A 16,168-nucleotide genomic window follows, 5' to 3' on the forward strand; every position below is an offset into this window, starting at 1 on the left:
TCGTTGCCTGTGCTGACTCCTGTTTTGCGAGAAACCATCATGTCCCTTGTCCCGGCCGACGGCCCTGCCCTGTTCGTCATCAATCCCAATAGTACGGCCGCCGTCACGCGCGGCATCGATGCAGCGATGGCGCCGCTGCGCATGGCCGGGGGGCCGGTCATCGAATGCCTGTCGCTGCCCTCCGGCCCGCCCGGCATCCAGACCCAGCAGGACGTGGACAGCGTGGCGCCACAGCTGGTATCGCTGGCGCGCTCCTTGCGTGCCCGTGCCGGTGCGTTCGTCATCGCCTGCTACTCCGATCCTGGCCTGCATGCGGTGCGCGAGGCGGTCGACGTGCCGGTGCTGGGGATTATGGAAAGTGGTGTGCTGACGGCCCTGACACTGGGCCAGCGCTTCGGCGTCATCGCCATCCTGCCGGGCTCGATCCCGCGCCATCTGCGCGCCTACGGGGCGATGGGCGTGCAAGCGCGGCTGGCGGGCGAACTGGCCATCGGCCTGAACGTGACCGAACTGGCCGATTACGACCGCACGCTGGCGCGCATGTGTGATGTCGGCCTGCGCCTGCGCGATACACATGGCGCCGACGTGATCGTCATGGGATGTGCCGGCATGGCGGTCTATCGCGACGCCTTGCAGGAAGCCCTGGGCATACCGGTGGTCGAACCCAGCCAGGCGGCGGCGGCCATGGCGATCGGCCGCATCAAGATGAACTGGCATGGTGCGTGAGGGCCGATATGAATGAAAATACCCAGCAACTGATAGCGCAGCTGCGCAGCATCGTCGGCGACGCGGGCCTGGTCACGGCAGCCGAGGAGCAGTCTTTCTATGTGAAGGATTGGCTCAATAAATGGCAGGGTCGCGTCGCCGTGGTGGTGCGCCCGGCTGACACGGCGCAGACCGCCGAGGTGGTCCGCCTGTGCCACCTCACCCACACCCCCATCGTCACCCAGGGTGGCAATACCGGCATGAGCGGGGGAGCCACGCCTGACGACAGCGGCGCCCAGGTGATCCTCTCGACCACCCGCATGAACCGCATCCGCGCGGTGGATCCGATCAACAACACCATGACGGTCGACGCCGGCGTGATCCTGGCGCATGCGCAGGAAGCGGCGCGCGCGGCGGGACGCTATTTCCCGCTCAGCCTGGGTGCCGAAGGCAGTTGCACGGTCGGCGGCAACCTGGCCACCAATGCCGGCGGGATTGCGGTGCTGCGCTTTGGCAACATGCGCGAGCTGGCCCTGGGGCTGGAAGTGGTGCTGCCGGATGGGCGCATCTGGAATGGCTTGCGCGGCCTGCGCAAGGACAATACCGGCTACGACCTGCGTGATCTGTTCATCGGTTCGGAAGGCACGCTGGGCGTGATCACCGGGGCCGTACTGAAACTGTTCTCGCAACCGCACGCCCGTGCCACGGCCTGGGTCGGCAGCGACAGCCTACAACAACTGGCCGAGCTGCTGGCGCGCACCCGGGCACGCTGCGGTGACCGGCTGGTGGCCTTCGAGATGATGTCGGCCGCCTCGCTGGCGCTGGTCCTGCAGCACGTCAGCGACACCCGTGCGCCGCTGGCGCAACCGGCCCGCTACAACGCCCTGATCGAACTGGCCGATACCGAGGACGTGGGCTTGCAGGCCATGCTGGAAGAGCTGCTCGGGCAGGCCATGGAGGATGGGCTGGTGAGCGACGCCATGCTCTGCACCAGCGGCACGCAGGCCGCGGCGCTGTGGAAAATCCGGGAGGGAATCTCGCAGGCGCAAGTGCGGGCCGGCAAGGTCATCAAGCATGACATCGCGCTACCGATCTCGGCCATTGCCGGTTTCGTGGACGAGGCTGAAGCGCTCATCTCTGCGTGCGGGTTGCAGGCAGAGATCATCAACTTCGGCCACCTGGGCGATGGCAACCTGCACTTCAATGTAATGATCCCGCTGTCCTCCTCGTATGAAGAGGTCAAGCAGGCCACGCTGCAACTGAACCGGCTGGTGCACGACCTCGTAACGGAGAAACTAGGCAGCATCAGCGCCGAACACGGCGTGGGCCAATTGCGGCGCGACGAACTGCGACACTACAAGTCGCCGCTGGAGATGGAACTGATGTTGCGCATCAAACAGGCGTTTGATCCGAACCTGATCATGAATCCGGGGAAGCTGCTCTAGAGGATGAACCACGCAGGCGTGACCCCATGAAAAAAATGGCGGCCCCGAGGGTCCGCCATTTTTTCATGCATGACGCTGCGCTTACTTCTTGCGCTGCGGCGGCAAGTCCGTGCAATGCCCTTCTGCCACTTCCGCTGCCATGCCCAGGGACTCGCCCAGGGTCGGGTGCGGGTGGATGGTCTTGCCGATATCGACCGCATCGGCGCCCATCTCGATGGCCAGCGCCACTTCGCCGATCATGTCGCCTGCATGGGTACCAACGATGCCGCCACCGATGATGCGATGGGTCTCGGCATCGAAGAGCAGCTTGGTGAAGCCTTCCGAACGACCATTGGCCACGGCGCGGCCGGAAGCGGCCCACGGGAAGTGACCCTTCTCGATCTTGATGCCCTTGGCCTTGGCTTCGTCTTCGGTCACGCCGACCCATGCCACTTCCGGATCGGTATAAGCCACCGAAGGAATGACGCTGGCGTCGAAGAAGCTCTTCTCGCCGGCAATCGCTTCGGCGGCCACGTGGCCTTCGTGCACCGCCTTGTGCGCCAGCATGGGCTGGCCCACCAGGTCGCCGATGGCGAAGATGTGCGGCACGTTGGTACGCATCTGCTTGTCGACAGCGATGAAGCCGCGATCCGAGACGATCACGCCAGCCTTGTCGGCCGACAGCTTCTTGCCGTTCGGGCTGCGGCCCACGGCCACCAGCACCAGGTCGTACAGTTGCGGCTCGGGTGCGGTGGCACCGGCTTCAGCGGCTTCGAACGTGACCTTGATGCCTTCGGGCAGGGCTTCCACGGCCACGGTCTTGGTCTTGACCATGACGTTGTCGAAGCGCTTCTCGTTGAACTTCTGCCAGACCTTGACCATGTCGCGGTCCGCACCTTGCATCAGGCCGTCCATCATCTCGACCACATCAATGCGCGCGCCCAGGGTGGAATAGACGGTCGCCATTTCCAGGCCGATGATGCCGCCACCGATGACCAGCATGCGCTTGGGCACCTGGCGCAGTTCCAGCGCGCCGGTCGAATCGACGATGCGCGGATCCTGCGGCACGAACGGCAGGTTCACCACCGAGGAACCGGCGGCGATGATGGCGTGCTTGAACTGCACCACCTTCTTGCTGCCGTCCGCTGCAGTGACTTCGATGTGGTTGGGGCCGGCGAACTGGCCGTCGCCATTGACCACCTGCACCTTGCGGGCCTTGGCCATGCCGGCCAGGCCACCGGTCATGGTGCCGATGACCTTGTCCTTGTAGGCGCGCAGCTTGTCGATGTCGATTTCGGGCTTGCCGAAGGTGACACCGTGCGAGGCCATGGCGGCAGTCTCGTCGATCACGGCGGCCACGTGCAGCAGCGCCTTGGACGGGATGCAACCGACGTTGAGGCAGACGCCACCGAGCGTGGCTTCGCGTTCGACGATGACGGTGTTCAGGCCCAGGTCGGCGGCGCGGAAGGCGGCCGAGTAACCACCAGGACCACCACCCAGCACCATCACGTCGCACTGCACGTCAGCGCTGCCGCCGAAGCTGGCCGCCGTCGGTGCGGCAGCGGGAGCGGCTGCCGGAGCAGGCGCTGCAGCCGGTGCAGCCGGAGCCGGGGCTGCAGCGGCTTCGCCGGCCGCTTCCACCATCAGCAGCAGCGAACCTTCGGCGACCTTGTCACCCACCTTGACCTTGACTTCCTTGACCACGCCAGCCTGGCTGGACGGAATTTCCATGCTGGCCTTGTCGGATTCGACGGTGATCAGCGACTGATCCACCTTGATGGTGTCGCCAACCTTGACCATCACCTCGATGACTTCGACTTCCTTGAAATCCCCGATATCGGGGACCTTGACTTCAGAGAGACTCATTGTCCTGACTCCGTAATGTTCGGGGGTGGCTTAGAGGAGCGACTTGCGCAGATCGCCCAGCACGTCGGCGAGATACGCCGAGAAACGCGCGCCCATGGCGCCGTCGATGACGCGGTGGTCATAGGACAGCGAGGTCGGCAGCATCAGGCGCGGCACGAATTGCTTGCCATCCCACACCGGCTTGGTGATCGACTTGGACAGGCCCAGGATCGCCACTTCCGGCGCATTGATGATGGGCGTGAAGGCGGTGCCGCCAATGCCACCCAGCGAGGAGATGGTGAAGGTGGCACCCTGCATGTCGGCCGGCTTCAACTTGCCGTCGCGGGCCTGCGCGGACAGTTCGCCCATTTCGGTGGCGATCTGGCCGATGCTCTTCTGGTCGGCGTTCTTGATGACCGGTACCACCAGGCCATTCGGGGTATCGGCGGCGAAGCCGATGTTGTAGTACTTCTTCAGGATCAGGTTCTCGCCCTTCTCGTCCAGGGACGCATTGAAGGCCGGGAATTTCTTCAGCGCCGAGACGCTGGCCTTGATGACGAAGGCCAGCATGGTCAGCTTGACCGGCGACTTGGCCTTGGCGAAGGCGTCGTTGGAGGTCTTGCGGAATTCTTCCAGCTCGGTCACGTCGGCTTCGTCGAACTGCGTCACGTGGGGGATCATCACCCAGTTGCGATGCAGGTTGGGGCCGCTGATCTTCTTGATGCGCGACAGCGGTTGCAGTTCGGTTTCACCGAACTTGCTGAAGTCCAGCGACGGCCACGGCAGCAGGTTCATGCCCGCGCCGCTGCCATTGGTCGCCGGTGCGGAAGCGGCCACCGAGGTGGAACCGGCCATGACACCCTTGACGAAGTTCTGCACGTCCAATTGCAGGATGCGGCCCTTGGGACCGGTGGCCGGCACGCGCGACAGGTCCACGCCCAGTTCGCGAGCAAACTTGCGCACGGAGGGCGAAGCGTGGGCCTTGCCACCGGTGCTGGTGGCCGACGCGGTAGCGATGGCAGGCACGGCGGCCGCAGCGGCGGGCGCGGGTGCTGCTGCAGGAGCGGGGGCAGTTGCAGGCGCTGCGGCAGGCGCAGCAGCAGCAGCAGCAGCAGCAGGTGCGCCGCCCGCAGCTTCGATGGTGGCGATGATGCTGCCCTTGGCAACCTTGTCACCCAGCTTGATCTTCAGTTCCTTGATCACGCCAGCGTGGCTGGAGGGGATCTCCATGCTGGCCTTGTCGGATTCCACGGTCAACAGCGACTGCTCGGCCTTGACGGTGTCACCCACCTTGACCATGACTTCGATGACTTCCACTTCCTTGAAGTCGCCAATGTCGGGCACTTCGATCTCGACGGTACCGCCAGCAGCGGCTGCCGGTGCAGCAGCAGGGACCGGTGCCGGGGCGGAGGCCTGCGCGGCCGCAGGAGCGGCAGCGGCGGCTTGCGGTGCGGCGGCGGGAGCAGCAGCGCCCTCGCCTTCGACGATCACCAGCAGCGAGCCTTCCGCGACCTTGTCACCGACCTTGACCTTGATTTCCTTGACCACGCCGGCCTGGCTGGACGGGATTTCCATGCTGGCCTTGTCGGATTCGACCGTGATCAGCGACTGGTCGACCTTGATCGTGTCGCCGACCTTGACCATCACCTCAATGACTTCGACTTCCTTGAAATCGCCGATGTCCGGGACTTTTACTTCGACTTGACTCATCTGATGCGCTCCGTTGTTCTGTTCCCAGGCGCTGTGCCGGGAGAAGTATTCGCTTAGGGCAGGTGCTGCCTGAGCAGCGGACCTCCCCATTGGGGTGGCTTTCCAGACACGACACATCCCCGCGATCAGCAGGCTGAGGCGGGGATGGTCGGTCAGGCAGTCCTTACAGGGTCACCGGGTTGGGCTTGTTCGGATCGATACCGTACTTGGCGATGGCTTGCGCCACCACTTCCGGCTTGATCTTGCCTTCATCGGCCAGCGACTTCAGGGCCGCCACGGTCACGAAGTAGCGGTTCACTTCGAAGAACTCACGCAGCTTGGCGCGGGTATCCGAACGGCCATAGCCGTCGGTGCCCAGCACCTTGTACGAACGGCCCTTCGGCACGAAGGCACGGACCTGCTCGGCATAGGTGCGCATGTAGTCGGTGGAGACCACGATCGGGCCTTCGCTGCCTTCCAGCGATTGCTCGAAGTAGCTCTTCTTCGGGGCCTCGGCCGGGTGCAGCATGTTCCAGCGTTCCACATCCTGGCCATCGCGGGCCAGCAGGGTGAAGGACGGTGCGGACCAAACGTCGGCATCGACCTTCCAGTCATCACGCAGCAGGTCGGCGGCGGCGATGACTTCGCGCAGGATGGTGCCCGAACCCAGCAGTTGCACGCGCAGCTTGTTTTCCTTGCCACCTTCGTTCAACAGGTACAGGCCCTTGATGATGCCCTCTTCCTGGCCCGGCTTGATGCCAGGGTGGCCGTAGTTCTCGTTCATCACGGTGATGTAGTAGAACACGTCTTCCTGGTTGGCCACCATGCGGCGCAGGCCGTCATGGATGATCACGGCGACTTCGTGGGCGAAGGTCGGGTCGTAGGGGATGCAGTTCGGGATGGCCGAAGCGAACACGTGGCTGTGGCCGTCTTCGTGCTGCAGGCCCTCACCGTTCAGAGTGGTACGGCCGGCGGTGCCGCCGATCAGGAAACCGCGTGCGCGCATGTCACCGGCTGCCCAGGCCAGGTCGCCGATACGCTGCAGACCGAACATGGAGTAGTAGGTGTAGAACGGAATCATCACGCGGTTGTTGGTCGAGTACGAGGTCGCCGCAGCGATCCACGAGCTCATGCCGCCCGCTTCGTTGATGCCTTCCTGCAGGATCTGGCCGGCCTTGTCTTCGCGGTAGTACATCACCTGGTCCTTGTCGACCGGTTCGTACAGCTGGCCGACCTGGCTGAAGATGCCGATCTGGCGGAACAGGCCTTCCATCCCGAAGGTACGGGACTCGTCGACCATGATGGGTACCACGCGCGGGCCCAGGTTGGGGTCGCGCAGCAGTGCGGTCAGCACGCGCGAATAAGCGGCGGTGGTGGAGATTTCACGGCCTTCGGCAGTGGGCTCCAGCATGGCCTGGAAGGCCGACAGTTCCGGCACCGGCAGCTTTTCGTCCGCGTGCACGCGGCGTTGCGGCAGGTAACCGCCCAGGGCCTTGCGGCGCTCGTGCAGGTACTGCATTTCCGGTGCGTCGTCAGCAGGCTTGAAGAACGGAATGTTCGGCAGTTCAGCGTCCGAGATCGGCAGCTGGAAGCGGTCGCGCATGGCGCGGATGGCTTCGTCGTCCAGTTTCTTGGTGTTGTGCGCGGTGTTGCGCGCTTCGCCGGCCTTGCCGAAGCCATAGCCCTTGATGGACTTGGCCAGGATGACGGTGGGCTGGTCCTTGGATTCCTGCGCGACCTTGAAGGCGGCGTAGATCTTGTGCGGGTCGTGGCCGCCACGGGTCAGGCGCCAGATGTCGTCATCCGACATCTTGGAGACCATTTCCAGAAGCTTCGGATGCTTGCCGAAGAAGTGCTTGCGCACGTAGGCGCCGTCCTTGGCCTTGTAGTTCTGGTACTCGCCGTCGACGGTTTCCATCATGACCTTCTGCAGGATGCCGTCCTTGTCCTTGGCCAGCAGCTCGTCCCAGCCGCTGCCCCAGATGACCTTGACCACGTTCCAGCCGGCGCCGCGGAAATCGGATTCCAGTTCCTGGATGATCTTGCCGTTGCCGCGCACCGGACCGTCCAGACGCTGCAGGTTGCAGTTGACCACGATGACCAGGTTGTTCAGCTTTTCACGGCCGGCCATGCCGATGGCGCCCATCGATTCCGGCTCGTCCATTTCGCCGTCGCCACAGAAGGCCCAGACCTTGCGGTTGTCGGTCTTGGCGATGCCACGGGCATGCAGGTACTTCAGGAAGCGGGCCTGGTAGATCGCCATCAAGGGGCCCAGGCCCATCGAGACGGTCGGGAACTGCCAGAATTCCGGCATCAGCTTGGGGTGCGGGTAGGACGACAGACCATGGCCATCGGCTTCGCGGCGGAAGTGGATCAGTTGGTCTTCGGTCAGGCGGCCTTCCAGGAAGGCGCGTGCGTAGATGCCGGGCGAGGAGTGGCCCTGGATGTACAGCAGGTCGCCACCGTGGTCTTCGGTCGGAGCGTGCCAGAAGTGGTTGAATCCGATGCCCAGCATGTTGGCAAGCGACGCGAAGGAAGACAGGTGTCCACCCAGGTCGCCATCGACGCGGTTGGCCTTGACCACCATGGCCATGGCGTTCCAGCGCATCCAGGAGCGCAGGCGCTCTTCATATTCCAGGTTGCCCGGGCAGTGCTCGCCCTGGTCGGCGGGAATGGTGTTGACGTAGGCGGTGTTGCTGGAGAAGGGGATATGGGCACCACGACGGCGCGCCAGATCGACCATGCGTTCCATCAGGTAGTGGGCGCGATCCGGGCCTTCCTTTTCGATCACGGCTTCGAGGGCGTCAAGCCACTCCTGGGTTTCCATCACATCGGGATCGTTGGCGGCCTGCGCCAGAACTTGATCGATTTGGGCTGACATGTCATGTCTCCTGGTTGTTGAGAGATCCGTCCGGTCGGATAAACCAGGCGGGTCGGTCGGGTCATTCGGTACGCAATGCCGCCGGCAGGTGATGCAGGAAGTTGTCATGTGTTGCCTGTATTGCAATCTTTCCTGACCCTTGGGGCAAGGCGTCGGAGGCGAAACAGGCTTAAATGTACGGTCTTCCAGCCGTGTGGACGACGAATTTTATCAGGGAATTTTCAATTTTCAAATTACGATAATCGATTTCATAATACGAAAATATGCTGCAAAGCGGCATGAATAGGGGCTTCCAGGGCCTCGTATTTTTACTATATCGCCCTTGCGGCGGGGTTTTCTTGCCCTGTTTGCAATGCGGCAAAGACCTGCCGGAGCGCACAAAACAGCATTTTTTGCCCAATAAAAGTGAACATAAAGAATTGCCAGGACAGCAAGCATGGGGCTTTCCGACCGACCAGCAAAAACGCCTCGTCCGGGGACGAGGCGCTCTTGTCGGTTTCTTGTTCAGTTATTGCTCTATATAAGTGAATAAGCGAAGGTGGGCTAGATAGCGATATTGCCCAGGGTGCTGGCCCGGTAAGCCGCCACGAAGGTATCGAAGTCGCCCACCTGGGTGCGTTCGATCTCGCGCTGGGCATCCAGCGAAGCCTGAGCGATGGCGACGAAATCGGCGGTCTGGTCGGACGACAACGGACGGGCGATCAGTTCGGCGGCCTGGCGCTGACTCTGGGCGAGGGTATAGGCCGGGAAGGAATTGCCGGCGGCGCGGATTTCCCGCAGCACGCGTGCCGAGGGCGTGGCATCGGGATCGGCCAGCTTGGCGCGCTGGGCGGCCAGGCTGTCGCGGTGCTGGCTGCCGCCGCGCTGACGGTCCAGCAGCTCGGCCACCGGTGCCATGCGGTCCAGCAACTGGCGGCCCCAGTCGGTCAGCAGCAGGGATTCCCCCTTGAATTGCAGGCGCAGGCCCGGCCGACGACCTTCCTTGACGGTGGCCAGGAAGTTGGCGCGATTTTCCACGCCTTCCTCGTCCGAGGTCAGGCAGCTCGATTCCAGCGCCAGGAAGTGCAGGAACACATCCAGGAAGCGCGCGGCTTCCAGCCCGATGCCCAAGGGATTGAAGGGATCGATGTCCATGCAGCGCACTTCCACATACTGCACGCCGCGCGCCGAGAGCGCCTGTATCGGCCGCTCGCCGCTGTTGATGACGCGCTTGGGACGGATCGAGGAGTAGAACTCGTTTTCGATCTGCAGGATGTTGGTATTGATCTGTACCCATTCGCCGTCGCGCTTGGTACCGATGGCTTCATAGGGCGGATACGGCTCGCTGACCGCATGCGACAGGCTGCGGATGTAGGCCGGCAGGTTGTTGTAATGCGGGGTGATGTTGGCCTGGGCGTGGTTCTGGTAGCCCAGGTCGCTCATGCGCAGGCTGGTGCCGTAGGGCAGGTAGAGCGTGTCCTCGGAGAGGGTCTCCAGCTGGTGCGGGCGGCCGCGCAGGAAATTGGTCGCCACCGCCGGCGAGGCGCCGAACAGGTACATCAGCAACCAGCTGTAGCGGCGGAAGTTGCGGATCAGGGCGATGTAGCGCTCGGACTGGTAATCGCGGCGCGACAGCGAGGGATCGACGCTCTCATCGCCCTCGCGCAGGACTTCCCACAGGTCTTCACTCAAGGAGAAGTTGTAGTGAATACCCGCGATGCACTGCATGGTGCGGCCATAGCGCAGCGCCAGGCCACGGCGGTAGACGTGTTTCAACATGCCGATGTGAGAGCTGCCGTACCAGGCGATGGGAATCTCGTCTTCCGGCGGCAGCACGCAGGGCATGGAGGCATTCCACAGGAATTCGCCCCCCAGTTTGGTATAAGCAAAGCGGTGGATCTCATCCAGGCGCTGCAAGGCATCGGCGATGTCGGGCATGGCCGGGGTGATGAATTCCAGCAGCGCTTCAGAGTAATCGGTGGTGATCAGGTCATTGGTCAGGGCCGAACCCAGTGCCGGCGGATGGGGCGTGCGGGCCAGGTGGCCCCGGGCGTCCACGCGCAGCGTCTCCCGCTCCACCCCGCGCAGACCCTGGCCCAACAACGCAAGATGTTGCGGCTGGGATAGCTGGTGCAGGCGGCGGGTCAGGAGATCGGTCATGCGGTAATCCTTGTTTCTTCAGGGCGGTCTATCAGGGGCCGGGAGGCTTGGTTGCGGGAGCATAACCGAAATTGCAAATCCCCGTCGTGCGCTGCCCCAAAAGCCAATGTCAGATCAAGGGGACAATATCTATTTGCAATATAGCAACAAATCCTCGCTCGCCGGCATTTCGTCCGGCCTGCCGCCTGGCTTTATAATCACGGGTTCTGGCGCCTTGCGCCCTTCAGTGGCCCCGGCCTGTCCGGGCGCTTTCTTCCCTGCCCTGCCCTTCACTTTCTATTTGCCCTATCTGCCATGTCTGCCCAACTGATCGACGGAAACCTGCTCTCCCAACAACTGCGCGCCGAAGTGGCCAAGCGCGCCGCCGCCCTCACCGCCCAAGGCAAGCAACCCGGCCTGGCCGTGATCCTGGTGGGCGACAGCCCGGCTTCCCAGGTCTACGTGCGCAACAAGGTCAAGGCCTGCCAGGACAATGGCCTTCATTCTGTTCTTGAGAAATATGAAGCCACGATGACGGAAGCCGAGCTCCTGGCCCGCATCGACGCCCTCAACGGCGATCCCAAGATCAACGGCATCCTGGTGCAGCTGCCGCTGCCGGCGCACATCGACGCCCACAAGGTGATCGAAGCCATCGCCCCGGAAAAGGACGTGGACGGCTTCCACGTCAGCAACGCCGGCCTGTTGATGACCGGCCAGCCGCTGTTCCGCCCCTGCACGCCCTATGGGGTCATGAAGATGCTGGAATCGATCAATTACCCGGTGCGCGGCGCCAATGCCGTAGTGGTCGGGGCTTCCAACATCGTCGGCAAGCCGCAGGCGATGTTGCTCTTGCAAGCCGGTGCCACCGTCACTATCTGTAACTCCAAGACCCGTGACCTCGGCCACCACACCCGCCAGGCCGACATCCTGGTGGTCGCCACCGGCAAGCGCAACATTGTCACTGCGGATATGGTCAAGCCTGGCGCGGTCGTCATCGACGTCGGCATGAACCGCGATGACAACGGCAAGCTGTGTGGCGACGTCGATTTCGCCAATGCCAAGGAAGTCGCCGGCTGGATCACCCCGGTGCCGGGTGGCGTGGGTCCGATGACCATCACCATGCTGCTGGTCAACACCATCGAAGCCGCCGAACGCAGCTGATCGGCACGCCTTTAGCGCAATACCCTCCGGCAGCCTGGCTGCCGGATGTTTTCAGAGAAACGAGAGCCCATGACCACCAACGACATCGCCGCCAATCCCCTGCTCGATTTCTCGGGCTATGCCCAGTTCGACGCCATCCAGCCCGAACACGTCACCCCGGCGCTGGACAAGCTGCTGGCCGACGCCAGCCGTCTGGTCACCGAACTGGAAGCGCCGATGGCCGAAGTCACCTGGGACAATTTCGTCGAGCCGCTGGAATCGGCCACCGAAAAGCTGGGCCGCGCCTGGAGCGTGGTCGGCCACCTCAATTCGGTGATGGACACCCCGGCCCTGCGCGCCACCTACAATGAGAACCAGCCGCGCCTGGTGGAATTCTGGACCGGGCTGGGCCAGAACCTGGCCTTGTTCGAGAAGTACAAGGCGCTGCAGGCCAGCCCGGCCTTCGCTTCCCTGACGGCCGCGCGCCGCAAGGTGGTGGACAATGCCGTGCGCGATTTCCGTCTGTCCGGCGCCGAACTGGCCGAGGACAAGAAGGAACGCTTCGCCGAGATCCAGGAAAAGCAGGCCATGCTGACCACGCGTTTCTCCGAAAACGTGCTGGACGCCACCAATGACTTCGCCCTCTTCGTCGAGGACGAGGCCGAACTGTCGGGGCTTCCGACCGATGTGAAGCAAGCTGCACGTGCCGCCGCCGAGAAGGACGGCAAGCCCGGCTACAAGTTCACCCTGCACTTCCCCTCTTATTTCCCGGTTCTGCAATATGCAGATAATCGCGCGCTGCGCGAGAAGATCTACCGCGCCAACGCGACCAAGGCGTCGGAACTGGGCGCAAAGCCCGAATGGGACAACAGCGCCAACATCGACCAGATCCTGCAACTGCGCAAGGAAGAAGCGCAACTGCTGGGCTATGCCAACTTCGCCGAAGTCTCGCTGGTGGCCAAGATGGCCAAGTCACCCAGCGAAGTGATCGCCTTCCTGGAAGACCTGGGCCAGCGCGCCCGCCCCTTCGGTCAGAAAGACTATGAAGAACTGAAGACCTTCGCCCGCGAAAAGCTGGGTCTGGATGAGCTCAAGGCCTGGGACAGCACCTACGCCTCCGAAAAGCTGCGCGAGCAGCGCTACGCCTTCTCGGAACAGGAAGTGAAGCAATACTTCCCCGAACCCAAGGTGGTCGGCGGCCTGTTCCAGGTGGCGCAGCAACTGTTCGGCGTGCAGATCAAGCCCGATACCGCCCCGGTCTGGCACAAGGATGTGAAGTTCTTCCGCATCGAGCGCGATGGCCAACTGGTTGGCCAGTTCTATCTGGACCTGTATGCCCGCTCCGGCAAGCGTGGCGGCGCCTGGATGGATGACGCCCGCGCCCGCCGCCTCACCGCGCAGGGCGTGCAAACCCCGATTGCCTATCTGGTCTGCAATTTCACCGAACCTGCCGTGGTCGATGGCGTGACCAAGCCGGCCCTGTTCACCCATGATGAAGTCATCACCCTGTTCCATGAGTTTGGCCATGGTCTGCACCACATGCTGACGCAGGTCGATGAAGTGGGCGTATCGGGTATTTCCGGCGTGGAATGGGATGCGGTGGAACTGCCTTCGCAGTTCATGGAAAACTTCTGCTGGGAATGGGATGTGCTGCAGCAGCTGACCGCACATGCCGAGACCGGCGAGCCGCTGCCGCGCGCGCTGTATGACAAGATGATCGCCGCCAAGAACTTCCAGTCCGGCCTGCAGATGCTGCGCCAGGTGGAGTTCTCGCTGTTCGACATGCTGATCCACCATGAATATGAAGTCGGTGGCCAGCAGACCGTACAGCAGTTGCTCGACAGCGTGCGCGACCGCATCGCCGTGATCCGCCCGCCGGAATTCAACCGCTTCCAGCATTCGTTCTCGCACATCTTTGCGGGTGGGTATGCGGCGGGTTACTACAGCTACAAGTGGGCGGAAGTGCTGTCGGCTGACGCTTACAGCGCCTTTGAAGAGGCAGCTGCCAGCAGCGGCAATGTGATCTCGCTGGAAACCGGCCGCCGCTTCCAGCAGGAAATCCTGGCCGTGGGCGGTTCGCGTCCGGCCATCGAGTCCTTCAAGGCGTTCCGTGGGCGGGAGCCGAGCATTGATGCGCTGTTGCGGCATAGTGGGATGGCGGCATAAGCGGGACACTTCCTGCACGCCATAGCGCCCTGCGCGCTTGTTCACACCATGCCGTTGAGCCCGAGGCTCAACGGCATTTTTCTTCAACCCCTGCTGCATCCATCGAACAGGGCGAACTATCTGGTCAGGTTAAAAGCGCGGAACCGGAGGGTCGTGATAGGTCTCATCAATTCGCGCTCCCTTCGCGCGCCATCCCTGTTCAGCCCGCTGGCGCTGTTCCTGCAACTCCTTGACGACACCGGGCAGCAACTCTTTCCAGCGGTCCCGGTCTTTCGGCGCCACATAAGTCCGGAAATGCTGGTTTTCTCCCATGACCGTATAGGTCAATAAATAAGAACCAGGTTTGACTGGGTCCCCCAGACTGGCCTCTCGTTTGAACGCCACCGCCAAATAGGTGTGATCAGCACAGAACGTCCATTTGGAAAGATCTTCCAAGGCCATCCACTCGGTGAAAGTGGGCTCGTAATCAGGATCGAGACTGCTGGCTGACGAATTTCTCATGACATAGTCAAGCCGTTGCTCACCCCGGATTCTCGGATCATCACGCTCAATGAAGGGCGTCCAGCCCGCCTTGCGGATCGCTTGCAAGAGAGCGAAGAGCTTCTTGCGCGCTTCGTCATGCCCGATCAAGTCCGGGGCAGTGACACCCGCGAACACTTCATATTGAACGATTCCTTCGGAAGGAGCACGCGACTCTTCCATGCCTTGAAAACCCAGCACGTAAGGTATCGTCAACGTGTATCTGCCATGCGCAATCGTGACGGAGCCAGGATTCTGCTGCGCCCAATGCGCCGTGTAGAAATTCACGCCTGGCCCCTGCTGCGTCACCTTGATCTGTCCTGCATTGTCACGCAGCAGTTTTTCTGGCGACTCATTGATGGAAACGGTAAGAGATGACATAGGGGGACGTTCGGGAGATGACGGGGAACAAGCCGACAGGAGACAAGCAAGGGACGCGAAAGCGAAAACGAATTTCATGGTTCAGAACGGCGGCGCAAAGACCGGATCCGTTTCCAGTACGGCATCGGACAAGTTTATGTTTCCAAGGATAGGCGCAGTTCATTCTTATCGACTCTGCGAATTGCCGTGGATAAGTTCTGTAGAGAAAAGTTCTTGCCAGATGAGGTTCTTTCCGCTGCAGTTCCTGCTGCGGGCCATTTGCTTTTTCTTGCCCGAATAGCACACCGCACCGCGACCCACTATACTGGCGGGATGACCCGAATCGACTTTCACAGCAACGTCCCGCAAAAGATCGCCTACGTGTGCCGTCTGGTGCGCAAAGCGCGCGCTTCCGGCGCCAACCTGGTGCTGCGCACCCCCGACCGCGCCGAGTTGCAGCAGCTCGACCAGGCTCTATGGAGCTTCTCCGAGCAGGATTTCCTGCCCCACGTGATGGCCGGCGACCCGCTGGCAGCGCAGACGCCCATCATCCTGACCGCCGACGACAGCACCGAACTGCCGCACCACCAGATCCTCATCAACCTGGGTGGCGACACCCCCGCGCACTTCGCCCGCTTCGAACGCCTGCTGGAAATCATTTCCGCCGACGATGCCGACAAGGCCGCCGGCCGTGACCGCTACCGTTTCTATAAAGAACGCGGCTACCCCCTCTCGCACCATGTGGCCGCCTGAGCCCGCCCCGCCCGCTCATGCCATGAACCACGACGACAACAGCATTCCCCTCCTCACCGAGATCATCCCGCTGGCACCTGCCGCCCCGGATTACACCGCGCCCGCGCAGCCCGGCGCCTTCCATACCCAGCCTGCTGCGGCCAGCTACCAGGCACCCGCCGCTGCGGCGCCCATGATGGCCGCCATGCCCCCGGTTACCCCGGTCGCCGAGCAATACCGCCAATGGGAACAGGAAATCCGCGAAAACGTCCTGCAAAGCCTGCTCGAACGCGTCGATACCGTGCTGCACCAACACCTGCAAGACCAGATGGCGCTGGCCCTGGACCATCTTTCCGAGATCGTGATGCAGCGCGTCAGGGAAGGCCTGCGCGATGCCTTGACCGAAACGGTAGAGCGGGCCGTCGCGGAAGAGATGGCACGTTTCACATCTTCAAAAATGTAAATACGATCTGATTTTTCTTTTTATTTTGAATAAAAATTCCGCATCAGTCTTTTTATTCACAAAAAATCGATCCAGTATTGATCACATCTGCAATCGCGCTTTTCTTACAATGCTTGCATTGTTCGC

General features: G+C 62.3%; 11 protein-coding genes. 6 read left to right on the top strand and 5 right to left on the bottom strand.

Annotated features, from left to right (window positions below):
- Positions 1 to 39 precede the first annotated feature (39 nt).
- A complete protein-coding gene (locus HWE01_RS02490) occupies positions 40 to 726 on the top strand; it encodes an aspartate/glutamate racemase family protein (RefSeq protein WP_241821012.1) in 687 nt (228 codons plus the stop codon).
- A gap of 8 nt (positions 727 to 734) precedes the next feature.
- Entirely contained in the window at positions 735 to 2,150 is a 1,416-nt protein-coding gene (locus HWE01_RS02495; RefSeq protein WP_241821013.1) for an FAD-binding oxidoreductase, read from the top strand.
- A gap of 81 nt (positions 2,151 to 2,231) precedes the next feature.
- Here the strand turns inward: HWE01_RS02495 and lpdA are convergent, their stop codons facing one another.
- The 4 genes from lpdA to gshA all read right to left on the bottom strand — a co-directional run bounded on the left by lpdA (position 2,232) and on the right by gshA (position 10,683).
- Positions 2,232 to 3,995 (bottom strand): dihydrolipoyl dehydrogenase, encoded by a 1,764-nt coding sequence (gene lpdA, locus HWE01_RS02500; protein WP_241821014.1) that lies wholly within the window; start codon positions 3,993 to 3,995, stop codon positions 2,232 to 2,234.
- 30 nt (positions 3,996 to 4,025) lie between these two features.
- A complete protein-coding gene (gene aceF, locus HWE01_RS02505) occupies positions 4,026 to 5,684 on the bottom strand; it encodes a dihydrolipoyllysine-residue acetyltransferase (protein ID WP_241821015.1) in 1,659 nt (552 codons plus the stop codon).
- Positions 5,685 to 5,847: 163 nt separating this feature from the next.
- Positions 5,848 to 8,544 carry a pyruvate dehydrogenase (acetyl-transferring), homodimeric type gene (gene aceE, locus HWE01_RS02510; protein ID WP_008327017.1) on the bottom strand — a complete coding sequence of 899 codons (2,697 nt, stop codon included), beginning with the start codon at positions 8,542 to 8,544 and terminating at the stop codon, positions 5,848 to 5,850.
- Between the two features lie 543 nt (positions 8,545 to 9,087).
- Entirely contained in the window at positions 9,088 to 10,683 is a 1,596-nt protein-coding gene (gene gshA / locus HWE01_RS02515) for a glutamate--cysteine ligase (protein ID WP_241821016.1), read from the bottom strand.
- Between the two features lie 294 nt (positions 10,684 to 10,977).
- On the opposite strand from gshA, the gene folD reads away from it, so the two are divergent.
- Together folD and HWE01_RS02525 are read left to right on the top strand one after the other, a co-directional pair.
- The gene (gene folD / locus HWE01_RS02520) at positions 10,978 to 11,823 is read left to right on the top strand and encodes a bifunctional methylenetetrahydrofolate dehydrogenase/methenyltetrahydrofolate cyclohydrolase FolD (protein WP_241821017.1); all 846 of its coding nucleotides are present in this window, start codon (positions 10,978 to 10,980) and stop codon (positions 11,821 to 11,823) included.
- A gap of 69 nt (positions 11,824 to 11,892) precedes the next feature.
- Positions 11,893 to 13,968: a M3 family metallopeptidase gene (locus HWE01_RS02525; protein ID WP_241821018.1), complete on the top strand. Its 2,076-nt coding sequence runs from the start codon at positions 11,893 to 11,895 to the stop codon at positions 13,966 to 13,968.
- 129 nt (positions 13,969 to 14,097) lie between these two features.
- On the opposite strand, the gene HWE01_RS02530 is transcribed toward HWE01_RS02525, so the two are convergent.
- Entirely contained in the window at positions 14,098 to 14,868 is a 771-nt protein-coding gene (locus HWE01_RS02530; protein WP_241821019.1) for a hypothetical protein, read from the bottom strand.
- A gap of 312 nt (positions 14,869 to 15,180) precedes the next feature.
- Here HWE01_RS02530 and HWE01_RS02535 point away from each other — a divergent pair, with 312 nt between their 5' ends.
- Complete coding sequence (locus HWE01_RS02535) at positions 15,181 to 15,600, top strand: DNA polymerase III subunit chi (protein WP_008327001.1); 420 nt, start codon at positions 15,181 to 15,183, stop codon at positions 15,598 to 15,600.
- A gap of 22 nt (positions 15,601 to 15,622) precedes the next feature.
- On the top strand, positions 15,623 to 16,042 hold the full coding sequence (locus HWE01_RS02540) for a hypothetical protein (protein ID WP_008327000.1): 420 nt from the start codon (positions 15,623 to 15,625) through the stop codon (positions 16,040 to 16,042).
- Positions 16,043 to 16,168 lie beyond the last annotated feature (126 nt).

Origin of the sequence: Herbaspirillum sp. C7C8, from assembly GCF_022627875.1 — a bacterium.
In the GTDB taxonomy this organism is placed as follows: Bacteria; Pseudomonadota; Gammaproteobacteria; order Burkholderiales; family Burkholderiaceae_D; genus Herbaspirillum.